This window comes from Brevibacillus sp. NSP2.1, from assembly GCF_000470975.2.
In the GTDB taxonomy this organism is placed as follows: domain Bacteria; phylum Bacillota; class Bacilli; order Brevibacillales; family Brevibacillaceae; genus Brevibacillus; species Brevibacillus agri.
Genome location: NZ_CP048274.1, coordinates 2,247,772 through 2,266,813, shown reverse-complemented (window position 1 = coordinate 2,266,813; position 19,042 = coordinate 2,247,772). Strand labels below are relative to the sequence as shown.

Below are 19,042 nucleotides of genomic sequence, written 5' to 3'. Positions count from 1 at the left end.
CCCAAAGGAAGGTGCCATCGTGGCGAATGCACCCAAAGAATACGAGCTGACTATCGGCGGTCATGCCATCAGCATTACGAACCCGTACAAGCCGCTCTGGCCGGAAGCGAATGTGACCAAGCTAGATTATTTGCGTTACCTCCTGACGGTGGCGCCGCATCTCTTGCGCTATGCCAAAGACCGGCTGTTAACCGTGATCCGCTATCCGCACGGCATCCACGACAAACATTTTTATCAAAAAAACATTCCCGAGTACGCCCCGTCCTGGATTCAGACGCACACGTGGGAAAACGTCCGCTATGTGCTGTGCAACGATGAAGCCACCCTCATGTGGATGGCCAATCAGGCGGCGCTGGAATGGCACGTTTCCTTTCATCTCGCGGCCGACGAGACGCCGACCGAGCTGGTGTTCGACCTCGATCCGTCCACGGAAGACTTTGCTGTCGTGATCGAGGCTGCGCTGCTCGTCAAGGAGCTGTTGGACGAGCTGAGGCTGCCCGCCTTTGTCAAGACGTCAGGAGCAAGCGGCCTGCAGGTGTACGTCCCGATCGAGCTACGCTATACGTTCGAGCAGACGAGACAGGTCGGGCAGTTTATCGCTTCGTATCTGGTCAACAAGCACCCTTCCTTTTTGACCATCGAGCGCATGGTGAAAAATCGCGGGGACAAGCTGTACATCGACTACTTGCAGCACTGGCGCGGCAAAACCCTTCCCGCTCCTTATTCGACGCGGGCCAAAAAAGGGGCGACCGTCTCCGCCCCGTTATTATGGGAGGAAGTGCCCAAGTCTCATCCCAGCGACTACACCGTACACACCGTTCCGCCACGCCTGAAAGAGAAGGGAGACTTGTTCGCCGCCGTCTCCCGCCCGACCACAAGAGCCTCCCTCGACCCGATCCTCGACTTTTTGCGCTTTCAGTAGGCGACCTATTGGAATCCCCCTGTCCAGGTATGCTATACTGTGCACAGACGTTTGAGGCAAGGAGGCATTTTCATGATTGATCCGATCGCGATTTCGCTCGGACCCCTTAAAATTCACTGGTACGGCATCATCATGGGGTTGGCTTTTTTTCTGGGGACTTACCTCGCGAGGTACAATTCCAAACGTTCCGGCATTGATCCCGATCACGTCCTGAACATGGTTGTGTTGATTATCCCGGCAGCGATTGTGTGTGCCCGCTTGTATTATGTCGCATTCGAATGGGCGCAGTACAAAGACAATCCACTGGACATCTTCGCGGTCTGGAAAGGCGGCCTGGCGATCCACGGCGGGCTGATCGGGGGAGTTCTCGCGGGAACGTACTACATTCGCAAGCACAAGCTTCCCTTCCTTCGCCTGGCTGATGTGTTCATGCCCAGTGTCATCCTCGGTCAAGCCATCGGCCGTTGGGGAAATTTCATCAACCAGGAAGCACACGGCGATGTAGCCTCTGCGGAATTTATGGCGAAGTTTCCCGCTTTCATCCGCGACCAGATGTTTATCGGCGGACAGTATTATCATCCGACGTTTTTGTACGAATCGCTGTGGAACTTGCTCGTCTTCGGCATCCTGCTGTTCATGCTGTATCGGTTTAAAAAATTCGATGGGCAAGTTTTGTTCAGCTACATGATTCTTTATTCCATCGGCCGCTTTTTCATCGAAGGCATGCGTACAGACAGCCTGCTGATCGCAGACACGCTGCGGGTCGCACAGCTTGTCAGCCTGAGCCTGATCGCCCTCGGGGCCATTCTGATGCTGGTCTTCGCTCGCAAAAGCAAGCAGTCAGGCCATTCCCACAATTCAATGGAATAGCAATCGGGACAATCCTGTACAACCACTCTCGCCGCTTTGGCAGAGTGGTTTTTTGCAGTTCGCTCGTCTGAATTGTCGCAATGCGGGAAATAACTAGAAGACAGGAGGGATCGCAGATGGATGACGGCATTTTGGAGGAATATCTGGACCGTCTGGTGCGCATACATTTTGCCCCGGACATGATCGGGCCAGGCTTGCCCGCCTACGCGGAAGGCAAGCTGTTCGACTACAGCCCCAACGGCATTCTGATCGAGGAAAAGGACGGCTCGCTCGACTACATTCCTTTTTCCGCTGTACGGCTCGTGCAAATCAAGCCAAAAGCCAGCTTGTGGGACCGTTTGACGGGTTTTGGGTAAGCAAAAAGACACCTCGCTACGAAACGGTACGTAGAAGGTGTCTTTTGTATTTTACAGGAAAACGTCGAAGACAACGTAACAGGCTGCGGCCAACAGACCCGTTACCGGGAGCGTAATGATCCAGGTAACGACGATGCGTCCAGCCACTCCCCATTTGACTGCGTTCAGCTTTTGCGACGCGCCTACACCCAAAATCGAAGAGGTGATGACATGGGTCGTACTGACCGGCAGTTTCAAGGTAGTAAAGATTGTGATAATCAAGGCAGATGACAGGTCGGCCGAAAAACCGCTGATTGGCTTGATTTTCATAATCTTGCCACCCATGGTTTTGATAATGCGCCAGCCGCCGAAGGAAGTCCCCAGCGCCATGGCAATCGCGGCGGACAGCTTGACCCACAGCGGGATCGCAAACTCGCCAGGCTCCTGCACCAAAAATCCGCCAGAGAGCAAGGCCAGCGTGATAACCCCCATCGTTTTCTGGGCGTCGTTGGCTCCGTGGCTGAAGGATTGCCAGGATGCAGACAACACTTGCAGCATGCGGAAGTTGCGATTCGTTTTATGGTAATTCATGTTGGCGACAATCGCGGAAACGATTTTGATGACGATAAAACCGATGACAAACGCGACGATCGGCGAAATGATGAGCGCCTTGACGATCTCAATGAAGCCTTCCATGTTGATCGAACCGAAGCCGGCAGCTCCTACAGCGGCACCTGCAACGCCTCCGATGATCGCATGCGAGGAAGAGCTCGGGATACCGAACCACCACGTAATCAAGTTCCACAAAATCGCGGCGGTCAAAGCTGCCAAGACGACAACCAGTCCATTTTCCAGCTTGAACGGGTCCGTGATTTTGCCCCCGATCGTCTTCGCTACACCCGTGTACGTCAGCGCGCCAATCAGGTTGAAGAGCGAGGCGATAACAATGGCTGTCCGCGGACTCAAGGCCCGGGTCGATACTGAGGTCGCAATGGCGTTGGCCGTGTCGTGAAAACCATTGATAAAGTCAAAACTCAGCGCCATGACGACGACAAGTACGAGAATAACAACCTCTGGCGAAAAATCAGGCATTCTTTAACACGATCCCTTCGACCAGGTTCGAAACGTCCTCGGCAAAGTCAGCACAGTCTTCTAGCTTGTCGTAAATTTCCTTGAGTTTGATCGCTTCGATCGGATTCGCATCCGGCGAATTCAGCAGATCGGATACCATTTTGCGGTAATTGGAGTCGGATTCATGCTCCAGATCTTTGATTTCCCGCGCGATTTTCGATACTACCTGATGATCGAGCTTGCGCAGCGTGCGAATCAGCTCAATCAGCTTTGCCGAACATTTGACCAAAATGTTTGCTTGTGCCAAAACGCGCGGCTCCGGCTGACGAACTTGATAGAGATACATGCGATCCGCAACACCGTCAATGTAATCGATCATCGAGTCCATTGTATGTGCGAGCTGGTGAATGTCTTCACGCTCAAGCGGAGTGATAAAGGTAGAATTCAATTCGTTCATGATGCGGCGAACGATCTCATCCCCTTCTTTTTCAACAGCCTTGATTGCCTTGACTTTGGCTTCCACATCTTGATAGTTTCCTATCATTTCATAAAAAAGATGAGTCCCTTTGTGCACCGTGGCAATCTGCTGTTCAAACAGATCAAAGAAGATATACTTGTTAGATTTCAACATACGGTCCTTCTTCACTCCTTTGGATAAATCACACCTAGACGATTATATCGAAAGATATTGTTGACGTAAATTTAAATTCAAGGGCAAGTGTGTAGATTTTTCTTTAAAAAAATATTAAGTTTTTGTAAATCTCCTTTACAATCCGCAAATAAAAATAAAACACCCGTCTCCTTGAGCGGGCGACAGGTGTTAGTCTTGCCATCTATTCTCTTCTTTATTGCGTAGCGACTACCATGCAATCTTTCTTTTTCTTCGCTTCGTACATGAGCATATCCGCCTTGTGCGTCAGCTCCTCTGCCGTAGCCGCATGCATCGGATAGGAGGCGACGCCGATGCTGACCGTCACGCCGGACAGCGTCTCGCGAACCTGCTCCTGGATCCGCTTCCCGATTGCGAGCGCCTCATTCGTATCCGCATGCTTCAGCAGCACGACAAATTCTTCGCCGCCCCATCGGCCGATCGTATCCTGGTCGCGCACATTGGCTTGCAAAATGGAAGCGAATTGGCAGAGCAGCCGATCCCCTTCCATATGTCCATGGCAATCATTGAATTGTTTGAAATTATCCAGGTCGATAAATAAAAGCGTGATCGGATAGTGCTGATTTTTCGCCTGCCTGATCTCGCGAATCAGCCTGTCCAGAAACCGGCGATTGACCAATACCCCCGTCAATGAGTCGTGATAGGCCATTTGTCGCAGACGATTCACGTATATCCCCAGGCTGTATCCGGCTGCCATCTGGATGATGGCCACCAGCACGACAAACCGCATCGCCGACTGCTCATCAGGCAGCCCGCATACGATAAGCCAAATCCATATAATAAAACAGGACACACCCATGCCAATCCAGCGTGAGTCCAAGGTACTCTCCACCTCCGGCCCATCCATTGTAGCAGCACCATAAGTACTTTTCTGTTACATAAGACCTAAACATTTCCTTTAAAACTAGGCCTTACTTCGTGCTTGCAGGAATATTTTACCTTCCTTTCCGCCACGGTTCAAGCACTATTCTGTTGAATGCCCTGATGGGCGAACAGAATAACTTGCTTTCTCTACTTTCATCGAATTTTCCCACTTATCCCAACCCTCTTTTTTTTCGTATAATGGGTAAGCTATACTTTCAAAATATGATTGATCGATAGGGAGGAATTAACCGAATGGTCTGGCTTCAACAAATGATCGCCCGCTACGACACGACGATCTGGATTCGCGTCATCGGGACGGTCCTTACTACTTTTGCAGGCTTCATGCTTCGGCCGTTCCTCGCCTTCTATCTGTACGACAGGATGGACGGAAATCTGCTCGTGGCGGCGATGGTCACCAGCCTGCAACCGCTGACCAGCATCATCTCCGGCTATTTTGCCGGGAGCCTCTCCGACCGCTATGGCCGAAAGCCGCTGATGATCGCCGCACTGGCCATTGAAGCGATCTCCATGGCCGGTTATATTTGGGCGGAATCTATTTTTGCCTTTGCCACGCTTACCGTCTTGAACGGGATCGGAGCCTCGTTGTTCTGGCCAGCCGCAAGCGCCCAAATTACCGATGTCGTGCCGGAGGAAAAACGCAGCGAAGTATTCGCGCTTCTGCACACCGCGCTGAATCTCGGGGCCGCCGCTGGCCCGCTGATCGGTGTCGCCATCTATAAAGTCAACCCGGCGATTGCGTTTGGCATCTGCTCCTGTATGCTGTTCGTCTACGCGCTGCTCCTCTTCTGGAAGGTCCCGGAGACGCTGCCCGACCACATCCGGGCACAGGCGAGCCGTTCTGCCAAGACGGACCAGGCTCCCCGGCTGAAGCTGGCCGAGCATCCTACGCTGATCTGGATGACGCTTGCCGCGGTGCCTGTGTCGCTTTTGTACTCGCAAGTAGAGATCATTTTGCCGCAGCATTTGCGCACCCAGTACACCGACTTTCTCAGCGTCTTCGCTACTTTGATGACGATCAACGGCGTCTTGGTCGTCTGTTGCCAGATTGCGATTGCCAAGTACGCCGAGCGCTTTCCTGCTCATTGGGTCATTCTCACCGCCTACCTGTTTCTCGCCTGTGTCGGTTTCGGCTACGGCTGGGCGCCTGGCTTTCTCATTCTCGTGCTCGCCGAAGTCCTGTTTACGATCGGCGAGATGCTCTACGGGCCGCAAATTCAAAAAGCGATCTCCGTCATGGCCCCGGAAGAATATCGCGGACGTTATTTTGCGATCTTCGGCGCGAACTGGGGCATCACGGGCACGATCGGCCCGAGCGTCGGCGCCGTCGCGTTCAAAGGGATCGGGGGCGCTCTCTGGTTCTCCATCCTCAGCCTGCTGCTGCTCGTCGGCGGCCTGTTCCAATACCGCTTTGTCAAAAAAGCGACGCAGACGGAGCCTGCCGAAAGTGTCCAGTCGCTTTCGAGCTAGAGCACTGTGTCCATTCCAGCCTGTCTGCCAAACGGTGGGGTTGCCAACGACTCGCATGCAGGCTTTTTCTTTTTTTCGAGATAAACGGCTACGCTGCTAAGGATATTCGCCGATTGCTGCAATCCGGCAAGCATGCGGCTCCCGCCATGCTCCAAGCCTTCGTAGTACTCCCGCTCGGCCTTTTCAACGGCTTCTGTTGTCCAGCCGTTTTCATGCGGTACGACGATCGCCTGGGAAAACGTCATTTCGCAGCCGCCCTCCACAGAGGCGAGCACGACGGCAATCCGCTCCTGTGTATCGCTAAATTGCGGCAGTGCAAACGTAAACACCAGCAGATGGGCGGATGCGATGAATTGGAATCAATTGGAAGGGGAAACATAGTTGTACATTATGAAACAACGGGAGTGAAAAAGTGTATGCCCCGTATCGAATCCGTTGCGACAGCAGTACCGCCGCATGAAGTTTCCACGGAAGCTTCCATGCAGCTCGCCCGTCATTTTTTTCAGGATGCTTTTCCCGATATTGATCGGCTCCTGAACGTTTTTGCCCACAGCCATATCGAAAAACGGCACTTTTGCATGCCGTTGGACTGGTTTTCCAGCGACCAGCCGTTTGCCGAAAAAAACAGGCTGTACATTCAGCACGCAGAAGCGTTGTCGCTTGCGGCTGCGCGAAAATGCCTGCAAAAAGCCGGGCTTGTGCCAACCGATATCGATTGTCTCGTATTCGTCTCCAGCACAGGGATTGCCACGCCGAGCATGGATTCCCGCCTGGTCAACAGTCTCGGGCTTCGCTCCGATATTACGCGGATTCCGCTGTGGGGACTGGGCTGTGCCGGGGGAGCGATGGGCTTGTCCCGCTCGTGCGAGTACGCCGGAGCCTACCCCGGGCGCAGGGTGCTGCTCATCAGCGTAGAGCTGTGCGGGCTGACCTTTATTCGCCAGGATTTGTCCAAAAGCAATCTCGTGGCGACTTGTCTGTTCGGGGATGGAGCAGCAGCCGTCGTGGTCAGCGGCGACCATGTCCAAGCCTCGGCAGAGGAAGGCGCGCCCCGGATCCAGTTTCGCGATGCCCGCACCACGACGTGGCCGGATACGCTCGACGTGATGGGCTGGGAGCTGACAGAGCCGGGGTTGAAGGTGATTTTTTCCCGCGACATTCCTACGTTGATTCAGACATACATGCGCGAAAACGTGGAAAGCTTTTTGACGTCGCACCAGACGACCGTGGACCGTCTGCGCCACTTTATTTTTCATCCGGGCGGCGCAAAAGTCTTGAACGCGTACCAGTCTTCGCTCGGCATTGATGCCGAGGCGACGCGCCACTCCGAAGAGGTGCTGCGCCATTTTGGCAACATGTCTTCGCCGACGGTGCTGTTTGTGCTGGAAAAAAGCATGGAGCAAGCGTGGCAGCCGGGCGACCGCGGACTGGTTGCGGCGCTTGGGCCGGGGTTCAGCTCTGAGCTGCTCCTCTTGGAAGCGAGGTAGGCGCGATGCTCTTTTTCGTCACAGTCATGGCTGCCGTCTGCCTGCAACGCTTCTGCGAATTGGTGCTGGCCGCGCGAAACGCCCGCTACGTGTGCGCCCTGGGAGGCGTCGAGATCGGCGCGGGCCATTACAAATACATCGTGCTGATGCATGTTTGCTTTTTTGTCAGCTTGATGGTAGAAGTGCTCGCGACAGGCAGTGCTTCGGCGCTGCCTCCGTGGTGGGGGTACAGCTTCGGCCTGTTTTTGGCGGCCCAACTGCTCCGCTACTGGTGCATCCAGAGCCTGGGCAGGCGTTGGAATACGCGGATTCTGGTCATTCCAGGGGAAGCGCCGCTCCGGCGCGGTCCGTACCGCTGGCTTCGCCATCCGAACTACGTCGTCGTGGCGATCGAGCTGTTCACTCTCCCGCTGACGTTTTCCGCCGTGAATACCGCTGTCGCCTTTACGCTCCTGAATGCCTGGCTACTGCTGCGCGTGCGCATTCCGCTGGAAGAAAAAGGCGTGTACGAAGGCGAAGAATCGTCATAAAAAAAGTCTATGGCACAAGCCACAGACTTTTTTCCTGTTTACAGGTTTACGATGGGACGAATGGAGGAAAAGAACAAGGAATACGTTACTATAAGTCCCGTGAGGTGGAGCCAGCGTGAACCGTACAAATATCGTAGAGCCTCTGGAAGCAAAGCGCATCATCGTGCGTGACTTCCTCAGCCTGATGAAGACCTTGCCCAATCAGGACGATGCCGCCAGCGTTCAGACATTTCTCCGCTACCTGCAAAGCTTGCTCAGAATCAAGCAGGTCATCCCGCCGGTGGTCGAAATCCTGACGCTCATCAAAACGGACAAGCCGATCCTCTATCATTCCGCTCGTCGCTCCATCATGTCCTCCAGCAATTTGCACATGCTTTTCCAGATCGAAATGGATGTTGAGCTGGCACAGGAGAGACTGTCTCAGTACGATAAATAATCGGGCTGCCGGGGTTCTACTTCAAGTTTTCCGGATTGAGGCACTCCAGCTCGGGAATGACAAAGCGGCCGTCTTTGCGGATCAGGACGCCATCAAACCAGATTTCTCCCCCGCCCCACTCCGGACGCTGGATGGAAACCATGTCCCAGTGAACCGACGACTTGTTTCCGTTGTACGCCTCATCGTAACATTGACCAGGCGTGAAGTGGAAGCTGCCGTCGATTTTTTCGTCGAACAAAATGTCTTTCATCGGGTTGCGGATGAACGGATTGACCCCGATCGCAAACTCGCCGATGTAGCGCGCGCCCTCGTCCGTGTCGAGAATTTCGTTCAGCCGCTTGCTATCGTTTGCGGTCGCCTCGACGATTTTGCCGTCCTTGAAAGTCAGGCGAACGTTTTCAAACGTAAAGCCGTGGTACGGCGTAGGCGCATTGTGTGTAATTGTGCCGTTGACAGAGTTTTTCACCGGAGCGGTGTACACTTCGCCGTCCGGGATGTTGCGCAGACCCGCACATTTGACCGCCGGGATGTCCTTGATCGAGAAAGTCAGGTCTGTATCCGGCCCGACCAGACGGACTTCGTCGGTGCGGTTCATCAGGTCGACCAGGCTGTCCATCGCCTTGTCCATTTTTCCGTAATCCAGATTGCACACCTGGAAGTAAAAGTCTTCAAACGCCGCCGTCGACATGTTCGCCAATTGAGCCATGGACGGGTTCGGGTAGCGAAGCACCACCCATTTTGTTTTGGGCACGCGGACGTTCATGACTGGCAGCTCGTACAAACGGGAGTACAGACCGAGCTTGTCTCCGGGAACATCTGCCATCTCATTGATGTTGTCGGCTGCGCGGATGCCGATATAGCCCTGCATTTTTTCCATGAGGGCCACTTCGCTTGCCGCCATGACCATCAGTTGCTCCTCGTTGCAGTTCATCGCGATTTCACGGCTGATCGCCGGATCAATCTGCTGGACGAACGGGCTGCCTCCCGCCTTGTAAATCTCACGGACGAGGGCAGATACCAGTTCAGGCGTCTTCCCTTTGGCGTTAATCAGGATGTTTTCCCCTGGCTGTACGCGGACGGAATAGTTCACCAGGTTATAGGCCAATTGCTCCAAACGAGAGTCTCTCATGCGTGACACACCCTTTTTTAATTTTCTGATTCCAATTGTATTCTTGCCGATAAATCTCTGTAAGTCAATAAAATTTATTTTATCAAAAGCACAAAATAACAAGCCAGCTTTTTCCCCTAGACAAAAGCTGGCTTGCTCCCGTGGTCCAGCGCGGTGCTATTCGCTCTGCTCGCTGTCCTCGATCGTCCCCATCTTGTACATGTCGCTCACCTGTTCCTGTGTAGCCGCGAGTCCTCCTGCTTCTTCCTCTACCTGATACACGGCACTTTCCATCTGCCCCGTCTCACTCAGTTGCTGCGTGGGGCGGTTTTCACGTTCTGCCATCGCTTTCTTCCTCCTTCTAGCTGATTTTCGGTATAGTGTGCGTCAGTCGCTCCCGATTTAGCCATTTAGCCATCGCAGAAAAGAAGAAGCCGCTTTCGCGAACAGACGAAAAAAAACGCCTTGCCCGTTGCGGCAAAGCGTCTTCCACCTTTATTCTTACTTGTCTTTGTCAGCCGAAACATCTGGAACCATCAAGGACCAGCCGGTTCTATTGGTCACATCTTGCGTAGAGTTGCGTCCGATGACGATGCTCTCATCTTCTTTTGGCAATGCGGTCCAACCGCTGTTTGGCGCTTGCACGACCTGGTAATTGTTCGTGGAAACGAACTCGTCTTCTACTGGCATTGCCATCCAGCCACCGTTGGACGTTTGCACCACTTGGTAGCGGTTTGTCGAAATGAATTGATCTTCAGCCGGCATTCCCATCCAGCCGCCATTTGCCGTTTGCACGACTTGGAAACGATTGGTGGAGACAAACTGGTCTTCTGCTGGCAAGAGGGACCAACCGGACGTCGAGGATGCGTCAGGAACAAATTGGCCGCTCACGAAAACGTATTCGTCTTCCCCAGGAAGCTTGACCCAAGCTCCTTGAACGCCGTTTCCAGGTTGTGGCTGTTCAGCTACGGGTGCAGCCGTTGGAGTTGTTGTTGTCGTCGTTTCAACTGCTGGCGCAGGAGTTGTCGCGGAAGCTTCAGTTGCATTAGCGGAAGCTTCTTCTGCACAGGCCGACTGTGCAAACAGCGCCGCTCCGAGAATCAAAGAACCCATCATCAATGTGCTGCTTTTTTTCATATGTGTACACTCCCATTCGCGTAGTACACACATTGTCCGCTGAAATGTCCCCCACCTGCTACCCTGATGGCAACGCTACATGCATTGCTTCATTTTCCGCAAGAAGTACGTAAACTGCTCCAATTCTTCGTCGCTCAGGTTTTCCAGCAGTTTGCCCACCAGTGCTCTTCTCTGGCACAAAAGCCCCTCCAGCATAGGGACTGCCTTTTGCGACAGCGTGACCCATACGACTCTCCGGTCCAGCTCGTCGCGGACCCGGTCGATGTAACCGGCTTTCACCAGCCGATTGAGAGCAATCGTAGTCGCACTGTTGGATTGCTTCAGAATGGTCGCCAGTTCGGAAACTGTGCTTCTTCCTTTTTGATGAAGCACTCGCAGCAAAATAAATTGCTTGGGACTAATCAGCTCTTCCTCTTCCAGCCAGTGGCTGATGAAGAAGCGAGCCATCTCGACAAATGCTCGATCCAGTTCCTCAATTTTACTGGCGCGGGACATGTCGCTCACAACATCACCTATTTTCAGAAAGTAAATAATATAAGTACTTTTACTATAAAACTATATAGCCTAAGTACATGAAGATCAATAGACCTTCCAAAATTATTTCTTTCCTCGAAAGATATGTATGAGCCGGAACAAAGTGTTTACTACTTAATATTTTTACTGTAAAACTTATATGCAACATCATCTTACCGCAAACAGGAAAAACTGACAATAGGCGAAGATGGCAAAATCGTGACAGCAGCTTTTGGGCGCGCCCTCCATTAATTTCCTTGAATCTTATTCCGTATCCAATCGTATTGCATGTATAATAGAAAGGCAGTCCCAAGCGCAGGGCGTTCTTTTGCCCACGGCAATCTGTTGCCAGCGAAACCATGTACATAGGAGATCAAGTTGATGGAACAAACCAAAAGCACAGCGAAATGGAAAACCGAATTGCTCGACTGGTTGAAATCGTTTGTTTTGATTGGCGGTTTGACTGCCTTCATCTACGTGTTCGTCATGGCGCCCTACGTCGTGCAAGGACGGTCGATGGAGAGCACGCTGCACGACCGCGAACGGGTCATCGTCAACAAAGCGATTTACTATCTCAAGGAGCCGAAACCGGGCGACATCGTCATTATTCACCCGGATGCGAGCGGCGACAACTGGATCAAGCGCGTCATCGCTGTCGCAGGCGATACGGTAGAAGCGAAAAACGACCAGGTGTACGTCAACGGCCAACCGCTCAGCGAAGAGTATTTGGCCAACAACAAGCTGCAAGCTTCAGCGGCTGGCGTGACCCTGACCGAAGACTTCGGGCCGATCACCATTCCGGAAGGCAGCGTTTTTGTAATGGGAGACAATCGCAACAACAGTATGGACAGCCGGGTCATTGGCCCTGTCAAGCTCGATCATGTAGTCGGTCGCGCGGAAGCGGTCTACTGGCCGTTGTCGGACATCCGTCTGCCAAAATAACCGCCTGCTACCTAGCTGGGCAGTCGCATACGAAAAAGCCGCTCTTGCACGTGAGCGGCTTTTTCTTTTCCCCTTTTATTTTTGCGCCGTGGCGGTTGCGGACAAGTAATCCTCCAGGGTAAGCCCTGCCGCCGTGATCTCTCGCGCCATTTCTTTTCCGACGTAGCGCAGATGCCACGGCTCATAGGCGTATCCGGTCGTGTCTTCCTTGCCTTTCAGATAGCGGATGATGAAGCCGTATTCCGCGCAATGCTCCGCCAGCCATTTTCCTTCCGGCATTTCGCCAAACGACTCTTCCAGCCTTGTTTTCGCATCTGCCCCCGACACGTCCATAGCCAATCCGGTCTGATGCTCGCTTTTTCCTGGAACAGCGCTGTACGCAGCAGCATGCTCTGCGCCTTGTGTTCGCACATATGTCTCGTACAGCGATTTTTGCGTCTTGTACGAGCGGTAGCCGGACACGGCGTACAGCTCGATGCCGTCCTGCTTGGCGGCTGCGAACAACTCTTCCAACGCTTGTGCGGCTTCTTGGCGCATCAACCGTTTTTCCACTTTTTCATCGAACGGAAACGGCACGTCAGGCTCCACCAGATCAGGCGGAATATAGTCAGCAGGCAGCGCCCGCTTCTTGTTCACAACAACGGCGAGATCGGTCGGGTTTGTCACCGTCGGGACCCCGTTGACGTCTTGGATCGTTTCGGCCAGGGATGCCTGCTTCGCGCGAGGGGATTCTCCCTGCGCCGGCTCTGTTGTATTTGTTTGCGTACCGTCTTTCGCTGTTGCCGTATTTCCCGTCGGCTGAGACGGTTGGTGGGAAGCGAGCAACCCATCCAACGAAGGGGCTTCACATCCACTGAGCAGGGCTACTGATAGTGCGGCGACGATCGCAAGACCATTGGTGCGATTCTTTTTCATCATTGATCCTCCTGGTTCCATACAGACACATATGTTCTGCTTTACCTTACCATGGAGTTAGACGAAAAAAAAGGACGGATAGTCACGCTTTTGCTTGTACAGTTTCTTTTGCGATCGATTGAATCAGCTCCGGCAGCCACGAATCGAGGGCCGCGAACGCATAGCCTGCCGCCGCTGCCTTGCTCGTGTCCATGAAAAAAGAATGCGGGAATCCGAATGGCGACTGGTGAGCCGGGTCGGTCTCTGCCTCAATGCGCGCTGGTTTGCCCACGGCTTGCGAAATCATGTCCAGCAAAGCTTGCAGCGTAATCGTGCCTTGCGAGTTGGCGTTGACGGGGCCAGTAAAGGCGTCCGTGCCGACCCAGGCCAAAAATTTGGCCGCCTCCCCGGCGTGAATAAAGCACATGACAGCTTCCGGGTTCACAAGCCCGATCGGCTGCTCCTGTTGTACGTGCTCTACGTGAAAATGCAGGCGGCGCGTATAATCGTCCTCCGCGAGCACGATCGGAAAGCGGACGGCTGCCACCGGAAAAGCAGCGGTCTGGAAAAATACGGCTTCGGCTTGCCGCTTTCCTTCCTGGTAGCTGACGCCTTCCCGCGTTCCCGGACGGAGCGGGTACGTGTACGGGTCAAACGCTTCCTCTTTTAACGCCTGATCGGAAAAATCGTACACCGACAGCGTCGAGGTCAGCACGTATTTGCCTACTTTGCCGCAGAAAACTTCGCAGGCGTCCACGGCATTTTGATAAGAGTAGCAAATGTTGTCGTAGACGATGTCCCACTGTTGCTCCCCGGCTGTAGCAAGCGCGCTTTTGTCGTCGCGGTCGAGCGTAAGCCGCTTCACCTGCGGCGGCAAATCCGCCTCCGCCAAGCCCCTTGTCGCTACCGTTACCTCTGCGCCAGAATCAGCGAGCAGTTGCACGAGACGTTTGCCAAAAAAACGGGTTCCTCCGAGTACCAGTACCTTTTTCATTGAAGCTTCCACCTTCCAAATTGGTTTTGTTTACTTCTTCAACTCGATGACCCGTTCGCTTTCATCCCAGGTGACGGTGAACCCGAGCTTTTCCGCGACTTTTTTCACAGGGAGGTACGCCACTCCGCGTACGGTAATCGCATCTGCCCGGAAGTCGGCGCTGCTTTTGCCCAAACCGAGCAGCAGCTTCTCCGCCTGCACATAGGCAATGCCATCCACGACCAGCTTCTGTTCCGCCAAAAACGGGTACGTCTGCCCGTTTACGGCAATGGCAAAAGGCTCACCCGGCTCATACGGCACTTCCTCCGGCTCGGCAGCCGTGTAGGCGATCGCGTCGACGCCAAGCACCGTGCCTTCTCGCGTATCGTCTGCCCCTCCGTACATCTTGCCTGTTTCAAAATCGTAGACGATCGCCTGAACATTGCCGATATCCGCAGGCTGCTCGGCAAAGACGTGGCCTTTTGCCATCAACTGCAAGATGACGTCCTGGTCAATCCCCGCCTCCCAGGAGACGTTCGGATAGCCGCTGGAAAAAATGCGGGGAGCGCGAATAGCGTCCTCGATGTTCATGCCGTGGTCGATCACGTTGAGAATCGTTTGCGACACAGAGGCGATAATCGTCGAGCCGCCCGGCGAGCCAACGGCCAAAAACGGCTGCCCGTCTTTGAGCACGATCGTCGGCGTCATGCTCGAGCGGGGGCGCTTGCCTGGCTCCACCTGATTGACGCCGCCCGGAACCGCGTCAAAATCCGTCAGCTCGTTGTTGAGCATGAAGCCGTAGCCCGGCACCATCACGCCGCTTCCAAAAATGTCCTCAATCGTGGTCGTATAAGAGACGAGATTGCCCCATTTGTCCATGACGGCAAAATGGGTCGTCTGTTTCACGGGCGAGCTGTCGAGCATTTTGATCGCGGCCGCCGGCTTTTGTCCCGTGTCGTACTTCCACGGGTCGCCAGCCGTGATGTTCGCGTTGGCCCGGTTGTCGTCGATCAGCTTGCGCCGTTCTTTTATGTAATCGTCGTGGAGCAGGCCTTGCTTGGGCACCGGATAGACGTCCTCGTCCGCCATGTACGCCGCCCGGTCGGCATAGGCGAGGTGGTTGGCTTCAATCAGATGGTGCAAATACGCTACGGAGCCGAATCCGTCCTTCTGGTTGTCGTAGCCTTCCATCAGCTTCAAAATCTGGATCATGGTCAAGCCGCCCGAGCTGGGGGGCGCCATGGAAATCACCTCGTAGCCGCGAAACATCCCGCGCACCGGCTCTCGTTCCTTGACCTGGTAAGCCTTGAGGTCGTCCATCGTCATTTTGCCGCCTGTGCGCTGCACCTCTTCGACGAGCGCGTGGCCAATCTCGCCTTTGTACAAACCATCCGGCCCTTCGTCGCGGATCAGCTTCAGCGTCTTGGCCAAATCGGGCTGGACGAGCATTTGCCCTTCCTCCAGCGGACGGCCTTCCGGCAAGAACACTTGCGCGGCTGTCTTGTGCTTTTCCAGCTTGTCGCGCGACTTGGCGATGTAGTCCGCCGTCACCCAGTTGACACGAACGCCTTTTTCGGCCAGCTCGATCGCTGGCGCAAGCACGTCTGCCAGCTCCCACGTGCCGTACTCCTCAAGCGCCTCTGCCACGCCGAGCAACGTCCCCGGCACGCCTACTGCCTGACCGCTGGTGTGCCGCTGTTCAAAAGGAATCGGCTGCCCGTCGGCCTGTAAAAACATGTCGGCTGTCACATTTGCCGGGGCTACTTCCCGACTGTCGATCACCGTGATTTTGTTCTGGTCCTTCAAATAGATCATCATAAAGCCTCCGCCGCCGATTCCCGACATGTACGGCTCTGCCACATTGAGAGCCAACTGGATTCCGGTGGCGGCGTCCACAGCATTTCCCCCCTTGGCCAAAATGTCCCGTCCAACCTGCGCGGCCGCAGGGTGGGAGACCGCCACAATGCCTTTCGTGGCGCCATCTACGCCAGCCGGAACACCGGGCACCTTTGCCCATGCCAATTGGGTCAGCGAAAAAACGGAAACGAACGAGAGGGCTACCATCATCTTTTTGTTCATAAGATCCCCCCTGTTTTTTTCTTCCTATCCTTATTATTATAATTTTCAGCATTTTTCCAGGTCAACCCATCTGCTCTCTGACAGACGAAAAAACACTCTTCCGCAGCGAAGCCAGGTTCCCCGCTGGAAGAGTGTCTCTATTCAAAAGCATTCGCTTACCGCTTACGGCAAGATGACCAGATTGCTCACGACTGGTCTTTCTTTGCCGTCCGAAGGCTTGTTCAAAAGCTTGCCGTTGTAGTAAAACGCGCTGGAGCCGCCGCCATCGAGATTGTACGCGTCGACGACGTGGAATTCCTGCAGCTTGCGTTGCGCTTCTTCCAAAGTAACGCCTTTGCTCCAGCCTTCTCTTCTGCCGTCGATGACGATGAGCAGCAAGTCGCCGTTGTCAAAGTGCCCGATGAGCGTGCGCGGCTGGCGAGTGTTGGCCCAGTCGCGAGGAATCGGCAGCCGTTTCCCGTCCTGCAGCAGTCTTGGCAAAAAGCTGGCCCCTTGCAAAATGCCTTGCTGGGTAATTTGCGCCTGGGTAGTAATTTGGGTTCCCACCAGGTGGCCTTTGTTGTTGAATCCGACGAAGCTCAGATTCGAATTGTTGGAAAACGTGCGAATCTTGCCGTCGACAACAGTAATGCCAAGCGGCGTCAGATTGCCCTTGCTGTCGCTCATGAAGCCGCCTGCGTTGATCGCCAGGACAGCTCCGGTGCGCTTCCCGGCATGGCTCGTCGTCTCGCCTTTGCTTTTGACCGAGTTGTTGGCAAGCACCATCTTCAGTGCGCTTGGGTCTTTCAGCCGGACCTTCGCCATGTACCCGCGATAGCCCGCTTCCTGCAGCGAGTACACTTTCACTATTGATTTGTTGCCGAAGGACTGCCCGATCGGGTCGCCGAGCATGTTGGACAAGATCGCATCCAGCACATCTGCCGACTTTTGCGTCTGCGATCGGCTCGTCACCAGCAGGTTGTTGATGTGCTTGTTTTGCTCTTCGTACTCTTTTTGCTCCTTCTTGGCGCGGTCGCGGATGTCCGCTACGACCGCTTCTACATCGCGCAGCGTTTTCTTCGTGTCGTCCAACTGCTGTCCCAGCTCGTCCGCCAGTTGTTTCGACTGTTCGGAAGCGAGCTTCAAGCCTTCCGCCTGCAGCTTGTCCCCGGGATTGGTCAGGGTGAGGGCAAGCAAAAAGCCGAGCGCTGGCGCCAGCAGGAACAGGAAAAAGCGATTGACTTTACCAAGCACGGGCTGCATCCTCCAGTTTTTTCAGCGATGCCTTCAAATCGACCAGTTGCTTGTTCAACTGGTCGATCCGATCCTGGAGAGCTTCTTTTGTCTTGTTCGTCCCGCCAATCGTCTCACCCGTCAATTGCAGGTCTTCTTCCAGATTGCCAAGACCCGCCTGCACGTCTTTCATCTCTTCCTGCACCAAAGCCAGTTGTTCGCCCAACGCTTTCATCTGCTTCTGATTGTCTTCCTGTATCTGATCGATGCGCAGGTTCACAAGTTGCTGCTGCTTGTCCAGCGTATGGGCAGCATAGGCGTACCCGGCATAAGCAAGTCCCGCCCAAACCAGTACAGCCAGTACGATTGGCAATAGAGGCCGCTTGCCTTCTGTTTGGGAGGGAAACAATGCCTGAAACAGGCTGCCTCGTTTGCGTCTGTTCGCCTGCTTCCCGTTTGCCGGGAGTGGCAGAGTAGTAGACGAAGTCGATGACGCTCCCATGTATTTGTCGTTCATCGGCTCCCTCCTCCTTTCTGTGACATAGAGTGAGGTTTTATTATATCATAGTTTATTTTTCGGCAAGGCTTTTGCGAAAATAGTGGAAATTTTGCTCGAAAAAAAGAAGATACCGCCGCTTCGTGCCCTTGACGGTATCTTCCAAGGCTATTTCCCCAGGCTCCACTCGCTTTGCAGCGTGCGGTGCAGCCGCTGCAAAAACAGAATCGGCTCTTCCTGCCGCGCCTGTTCCTCGCTGTATTCCAGCTTTTTTTGCAACAGGCGGGCGATTTCTCCCGCCAACTCAAGCTTTTTGGCTTCCGCCAGCGAGGACTGCCGCGCGATAAAAGTCGAAAGCAACTGCCAGTCCTCGCGGGTGAACGCCTGCTTTTGCTGCTCGCTCAAAGCAAGCGGCTCTGCCAGTGCCGCTCCCTGTTTTTTCGCCTTTCTGTTCTGGAACAGAGCGGTGCGGCCCCCGCCTTCGACTACGACGATCGTTCCTGCGACGAGGTCGCCGATGCGCTTGTCGCGAGGATGAAAAAAAGAGACGAGCGCTCCCAAAAAGTAGCCGGACGGGAGAGTGTCCACGATGCGGAACAGATTGCGGATCGTGGAGGACAAAAACGTCGCCGGCTGGCCGTTGTCGCGGATGACGCGAATCCCCATCCACTTTTTCCCGACGGTCTGCCCCGACCAGAGCGCTTCCAGCAGCAAAAAGTAGCCGAAGTTGAGCACGAAGAGCAGGAGGATGACAACGGCGATGGCATAGCCGTCACTATCCAGGAAAAAAATATCTTCTTTCCCAAATAAAACTATACCGATTACAATAAATACAGTAAGATTAACCAGGAGCAAAATGACGCTGTCGATCAACTGGGCAGCGGCCCGACTGCCCAATCCCGCTGTCTGGAACCGCAGCATCACATGCTCAGGGGTGACAACGGACGCTTCGCGACCTGCCTGATTCACGGATGGATTTTCATTCATGTCGGTTCGCTTCTCCCTCTCGCAATTC

22 protein-coding genes are annotated in these 19,042 nt (G+C 54.2%); 8 read left to right on the top strand and 14 right to left on the bottom strand.

What is annotated here, in order from left to right:
* Positions 1 to 19 precede the first annotated feature (19 nt).
* The 3 genes from ligD (at position 20) to M655_RS11390 (ending at position 2,148) form a co-directional block, all read left to right on the top strand.
* Positions 20 to 922 (top strand): non-homologous end-joining DNA ligase, encoded by a 903-nt coding sequence (ligD, locus tag M655_RS11400; RefSeq protein ID WP_026557337.1) that lies wholly within the window; start codon positions 20 to 22, stop codon positions 920 to 922.
* A gap of 72 nt (positions 923 to 994) precedes the next feature.
* Positions 995 to 1,792 (top strand): prolipoprotein diacylglyceryl transferase, encoded by a 798-nt coding sequence (gene lgt, locus M655_RS11395; protein WP_005836343.1) that lies wholly within the window; start codon positions 995 to 997, stop codon positions 1,790 to 1,792.
* 116 nt (positions 1,793 to 1,908) lie between these two features.
* Positions 1,909 to 2,148 carry a hypothetical protein gene (locus M655_RS11390; RefSeq protein ID WP_005836345.1) on the top strand — a complete coding sequence of 80 codons (240 nt, stop codon included), beginning with the start codon at positions 1,909 to 1,911 and terminating at the stop codon, positions 2,146 to 2,148.
* 51 nt (positions 2,149 to 2,199) lie between these two features.
* Here the strand turns inward: M655_RS11390 and M655_RS11385 are convergent, their stop codons facing one another.
* The 3 genes from M655_RS11385 to M655_RS11375 all read right to left on the bottom strand — a co-directional run bounded on the left by M655_RS11385 (position 2,200) and on the right by M655_RS11375 (position 4,688).
* Positions 2,200 to 3,219, bottom strand: a complete 1,020-nt coding sequence (locus M655_RS11385) for an inorganic phosphate transporter (protein WP_005836347.1) — start codon at positions 3,217 to 3,219, stop codon at positions 2,200 to 2,202.
* Positions 3,212 to 3,829, bottom strand: coding sequence for a DUF47 domain-containing protein (locus M655_RS11380; protein ID WP_005836349.1), 618 nt, complete (start codon positions 3,827 to 3,829; stop codon positions 3,212 to 3,214). The genes M655_RS11385 and M655_RS11380 overlap by 8 nt, the downstream gene beginning before the upstream one ends.
* 214 nt (positions 3,830 to 4,043) lie before the next feature.
* Positions 4,044 to 4,688 carry a GGDEF domain-containing protein gene (locus tag M655_RS11375; RefSeq protein WP_026557338.1) on the bottom strand — a complete coding sequence of 215 codons (645 nt, stop codon included), beginning with the start codon at positions 4,686 to 4,688 and terminating at the stop codon, positions 4,044 to 4,046.
* 296 nt (positions 4,689 to 4,984) lie between these two features.
* On the opposite strand from M655_RS11375, the gene M655_RS11370 reads away from it, so the two are divergent.
* Positions 4,985 to 6,220, top strand: a complete 1,236-nt coding sequence (locus M655_RS11370; protein WP_005831844.1) for an MDR family MFS transporter — start codon at positions 4,985 to 4,987, stop codon at positions 6,218 to 6,220.
* On the opposite strand, the gene M655_RS11365 is transcribed toward M655_RS11370, so the two are convergent.
* Entirely contained in the window at positions 6,217 to 6,549 is a 333-nt protein-coding gene (locus M655_RS11365; RefSeq protein ID WP_286086010.1) for an activator of HSP90 ATPase, read from the bottom strand. The two genes, M655_RS11370 and M655_RS11365, sit on opposite strands and share 4 nt — an antisense overlap.
* Positions 6,550 to 6,636: 87 nt before the next feature.
* On the opposite strand from M655_RS11365, the gene M655_RS11360 reads away from it, so the two are divergent.
* The 3 genes from M655_RS11360 to M655_RS11350 all read left to right on the top strand — a co-directional run bounded on the left by M655_RS11360 (position 6,637) and on the right by M655_RS11350 (position 8,673).
* Positions 6,637 to 7,707 (top strand): type III polyketide synthase, encoded by a 1,071-nt coding sequence (locus M655_RS11360; RefSeq protein WP_026557340.1) that lies wholly within the window; start codon positions 6,637 to 6,639, stop codon positions 7,705 to 7,707.
* 5 nt (positions 7,708 to 7,712) lie between these two features.
* Positions 7,713 to 8,237 (top strand): isoprenylcysteine carboxyl methyltransferase family protein, encoded by a 525-nt coding sequence (locus M655_RS11355; protein ID WP_005831849.1) that lies wholly within the window; start codon positions 7,713 to 7,715, stop codon positions 8,235 to 8,237.
* A 115-nt stretch (positions 8,238 to 8,352) separates the two neighbouring features.
* Positions 8,353 to 8,673, top strand: coding sequence for a hypothetical protein (locus tag M655_RS11350; protein WP_005831850.1), 321 nt, complete (start codon positions 8,353 to 8,355; stop codon positions 8,671 to 8,673).
* Positions 8,674 to 8,689: 16 nt separating this feature from the next.
* Here the strand turns inward: M655_RS11350 and M655_RS11345 are convergent, their stop codons facing one another.
* The 4 genes from M655_RS11345 to M655_RS11330 all read right to left on the bottom strand — a co-directional run bounded on the left by M655_RS11345 (position 8,690) and on the right by M655_RS11330 (position 11,422).
* Positions 8,690 to 9,802 carry an aminopeptidase gene (locus tag M655_RS11345; RefSeq protein ID WP_286086009.1) on the bottom strand — a complete coding sequence of 371 codons (1,113 nt, stop codon included), beginning with the start codon at positions 9,800 to 9,802 and terminating at the stop codon, positions 8,690 to 8,692.
* 156 nt (positions 9,803 to 9,958) lie between these two features.
* Positions 9,959 to 10,126 (bottom strand): DUF4025 domain-containing protein, encoded by a 168-nt coding sequence (locus M655_RS11340; RefSeq protein WP_005831854.1) that lies wholly within the window; start codon positions 10,124 to 10,126, stop codon positions 9,959 to 9,961.
* Positions 10,127 to 10,282: 156 nt separating this feature from the next.
* A complete protein-coding gene (locus M655_RS11335) occupies positions 10,283 to 10,918 on the bottom strand; it encodes a hypothetical protein (RefSeq protein ID WP_005831856.1) in 636 nt (211 codons plus the stop codon).
* A gap of 75 nt (positions 10,919 to 10,993) precedes the next feature.
* A complete protein-coding gene (locus M655_RS11330; RefSeq protein WP_007777678.1) occupies positions 10,994 to 11,422 on the bottom strand; it encodes a MarR family winged helix-turn-helix transcriptional regulator in 429 nt (142 codons plus the stop codon).
* Between the two features lie 390 nt (positions 11,423 to 11,812).
* Between M655_RS11330 and lepB the strand changes: the two genes are divergently transcribed.
* Complete coding sequence (gene lepB / locus M655_RS11325) at positions 11,813 to 12,373, top strand: signal peptidase I (RefSeq protein ID WP_005831859.1); 561 nt, start codon at positions 11,813 to 11,815, stop codon at positions 12,371 to 12,373.
* Between the two features lie 75 nt (positions 12,374 to 12,448).
* Here lepB and M655_RS11320 read toward each other — a convergent pair whose 3' ends face one another.
* The 6 genes from M655_RS11320 to M655_RS11295 all read right to left on the bottom strand — a co-directional run bounded on the left by M655_RS11320 (position 12,449) and on the right by M655_RS11295 (position 19,014).
* Positions 12,449 to 13,288 carry a M15 family metallopeptidase gene (locus M655_RS11320; protein ID WP_005831097.1) on the bottom strand — a complete coding sequence of 280 codons (840 nt, stop codon included), beginning with the start codon at positions 13,286 to 13,288 and terminating at the stop codon, positions 12,449 to 12,451.
* Positions 13,289 to 13,370: 82 nt separating this feature from the next.
* Complete coding sequence (locus M655_RS11315; RefSeq protein WP_026557342.1) at positions 13,371 to 14,261, bottom strand: NAD-dependent epimerase/dehydratase family protein; 891 nt, start codon at positions 14,259 to 14,261, stop codon at positions 13,371 to 13,373.
* 30 nt (positions 14,262 to 14,291) lie between these two features.
* Positions 14,292 to 16,319, bottom strand: a complete 2,028-nt coding sequence (gene ggt / locus M655_RS11310; protein WP_026557343.1) for a gamma-glutamyltransferase — start codon at positions 16,317 to 16,319, stop codon at positions 14,292 to 14,294.
* 162 nt (positions 16,320 to 16,481) lie between these two features.
* Entirely contained in the window at positions 16,482 to 17,561 is a 1,080-nt protein-coding gene (locus M655_RS11305; protein ID WP_286086008.1) for a phosphodiester glycosidase family protein, read from the bottom strand.
* A complete protein-coding gene (locus tag M655_RS11300; protein ID WP_005831094.1) occupies positions 17,542 to 18,048 on the bottom strand; it encodes a hypothetical protein in 507 nt (168 codons plus the stop codon). The genes M655_RS11305 and M655_RS11300 overlap by 20 nt, the downstream gene beginning before the upstream one ends.
* Positions 18,049 to 18,195: 147 nt before the next feature.
* On the bottom strand, positions 18,196 to 19,014 hold the full coding sequence (locus tag M655_RS11295) for an RDD family protein (RefSeq protein ID WP_005831093.1): 819 nt from the start codon (positions 19,012 to 19,014) through the stop codon (positions 18,196 to 18,198).
* Positions 19,015 to 19,042 lie beyond the last annotated feature (28 nt).

What these genes read in the sequence shown, in the direction of transcription:
- M655_RS11315 (WP_026557342.1), bottom strand. Translation starts at nt 14,261, where the DNA reads ATGAAAAAGGTACTGGTACTCGGAGGAACCCGTTTTTTTGGCAAACGT.
- M655_RS11305 (WP_286086008.1), bottom strand. Translation starts at nt 17,561, where the DNA reads ATGCAGCCCGTGCTTGGTAAAGTCAATCGCTTTTTCCTGTTCCTGCTG.
- M655_RS11360 (WP_026557340.1), top strand. Translation starts at nt 6,637, where the DNA reads ATGCCCCGTATCGAATCCGTTGCGACAGCAGTACCGCCGCATGAAGTT.
- M655_RS11340 (WP_005831854.1), bottom strand. Translation starts at nt 10,126, where the DNA reads ATGGCAGAACGTGAAAACCGCCCCACGCAGCAACTGAGTGAGACGGGG.
- M655_RS11390 (WP_005836345.1), top strand. Translation starts at nt 1,909, where the DNA reads ATGGATGACGGCATTTTGGAGGAATATCTGGACCGTCTGGTGCGCATA.
- lgt (WP_005836343.1), top strand. Translation starts at nt 995, where the DNA reads ATGATTGATCCGATCGCGATTTCGCTCGGACCCCTTAAAATTCACTGG.
- M655_RS11345 (WP_286086009.1), bottom strand. Translation starts at nt 9,802, where the DNA reads ATGAGAGACTCTCGTTTGGAGCAATTGGCCTATAACCTGGTGAACTAT.
- M655_RS11295 (WP_005831093.1), bottom strand. Translation starts at nt 19,014, where the DNA reads ATGAATGAAAATCCATCCGTGAATCAGGCAGGTCGCGAAGCGTCCGTT.
- M655_RS11370 (WP_005831844.1), top strand. Translation starts at nt 4,985, where the DNA reads ATGGTCTGGCTTCAACAAATGATCGCCCGCTACGACACGACGATCTGG.
- M655_RS11335 (WP_005831856.1), bottom strand. Translation starts at nt 10,918, where the DNA reads ATGAAAAAAAGCAGCACATTGATGATGGGTTCTTTGATTCTCGGAGCG.
- ggt (WP_026557343.1), bottom strand. Translation starts at nt 16,319, where the DNA reads ATGAACAAAAAGATGATGGTAGCCCTCTCGTTCGTTTCCGTTTTTTCG.
- M655_RS11355 (WP_005831849.1), top strand. Translation starts at nt 7,713, where the DNA reads ATGCTCTTTTTCGTCACAGTCATGGCTGCCGTCTGCCTGCAACGCTTC.
- M655_RS11385 (WP_005836347.1), bottom strand. Translation starts at nt 3,219, where the DNA reads ATGCCTGATTTTTCGCCAGAGGTTGTTATTCTCGTACTTGTCGTCGTC.
- M655_RS11300 (WP_005831094.1), bottom strand. Translation starts at nt 18,048, where the DNA reads ATGAACGACAAATACATGGGAGCGTCATCGACTTCGTCTACTACTCTG.
- M655_RS11380 (WP_005836349.1), bottom strand. Translation starts at nt 3,829, where the DNA reads ATGTTGAAATCTAACAAGTATATCTTCTTTGATCTGTTTGAACAGCAG.
- M655_RS11320 (WP_005831097.1), bottom strand. Translation starts at nt 13,288, where the DNA reads ATGAAAAAGAATCGCACCAATGGTCTTGCGATCGTCGCCGCACTATCA.
- lepB (WP_005831859.1), top strand. Translation starts at nt 11,813, where the DNA reads ATGGAACAAACCAAAAGCACAGCGAAATGGAAAACCGAATTGCTCGAC.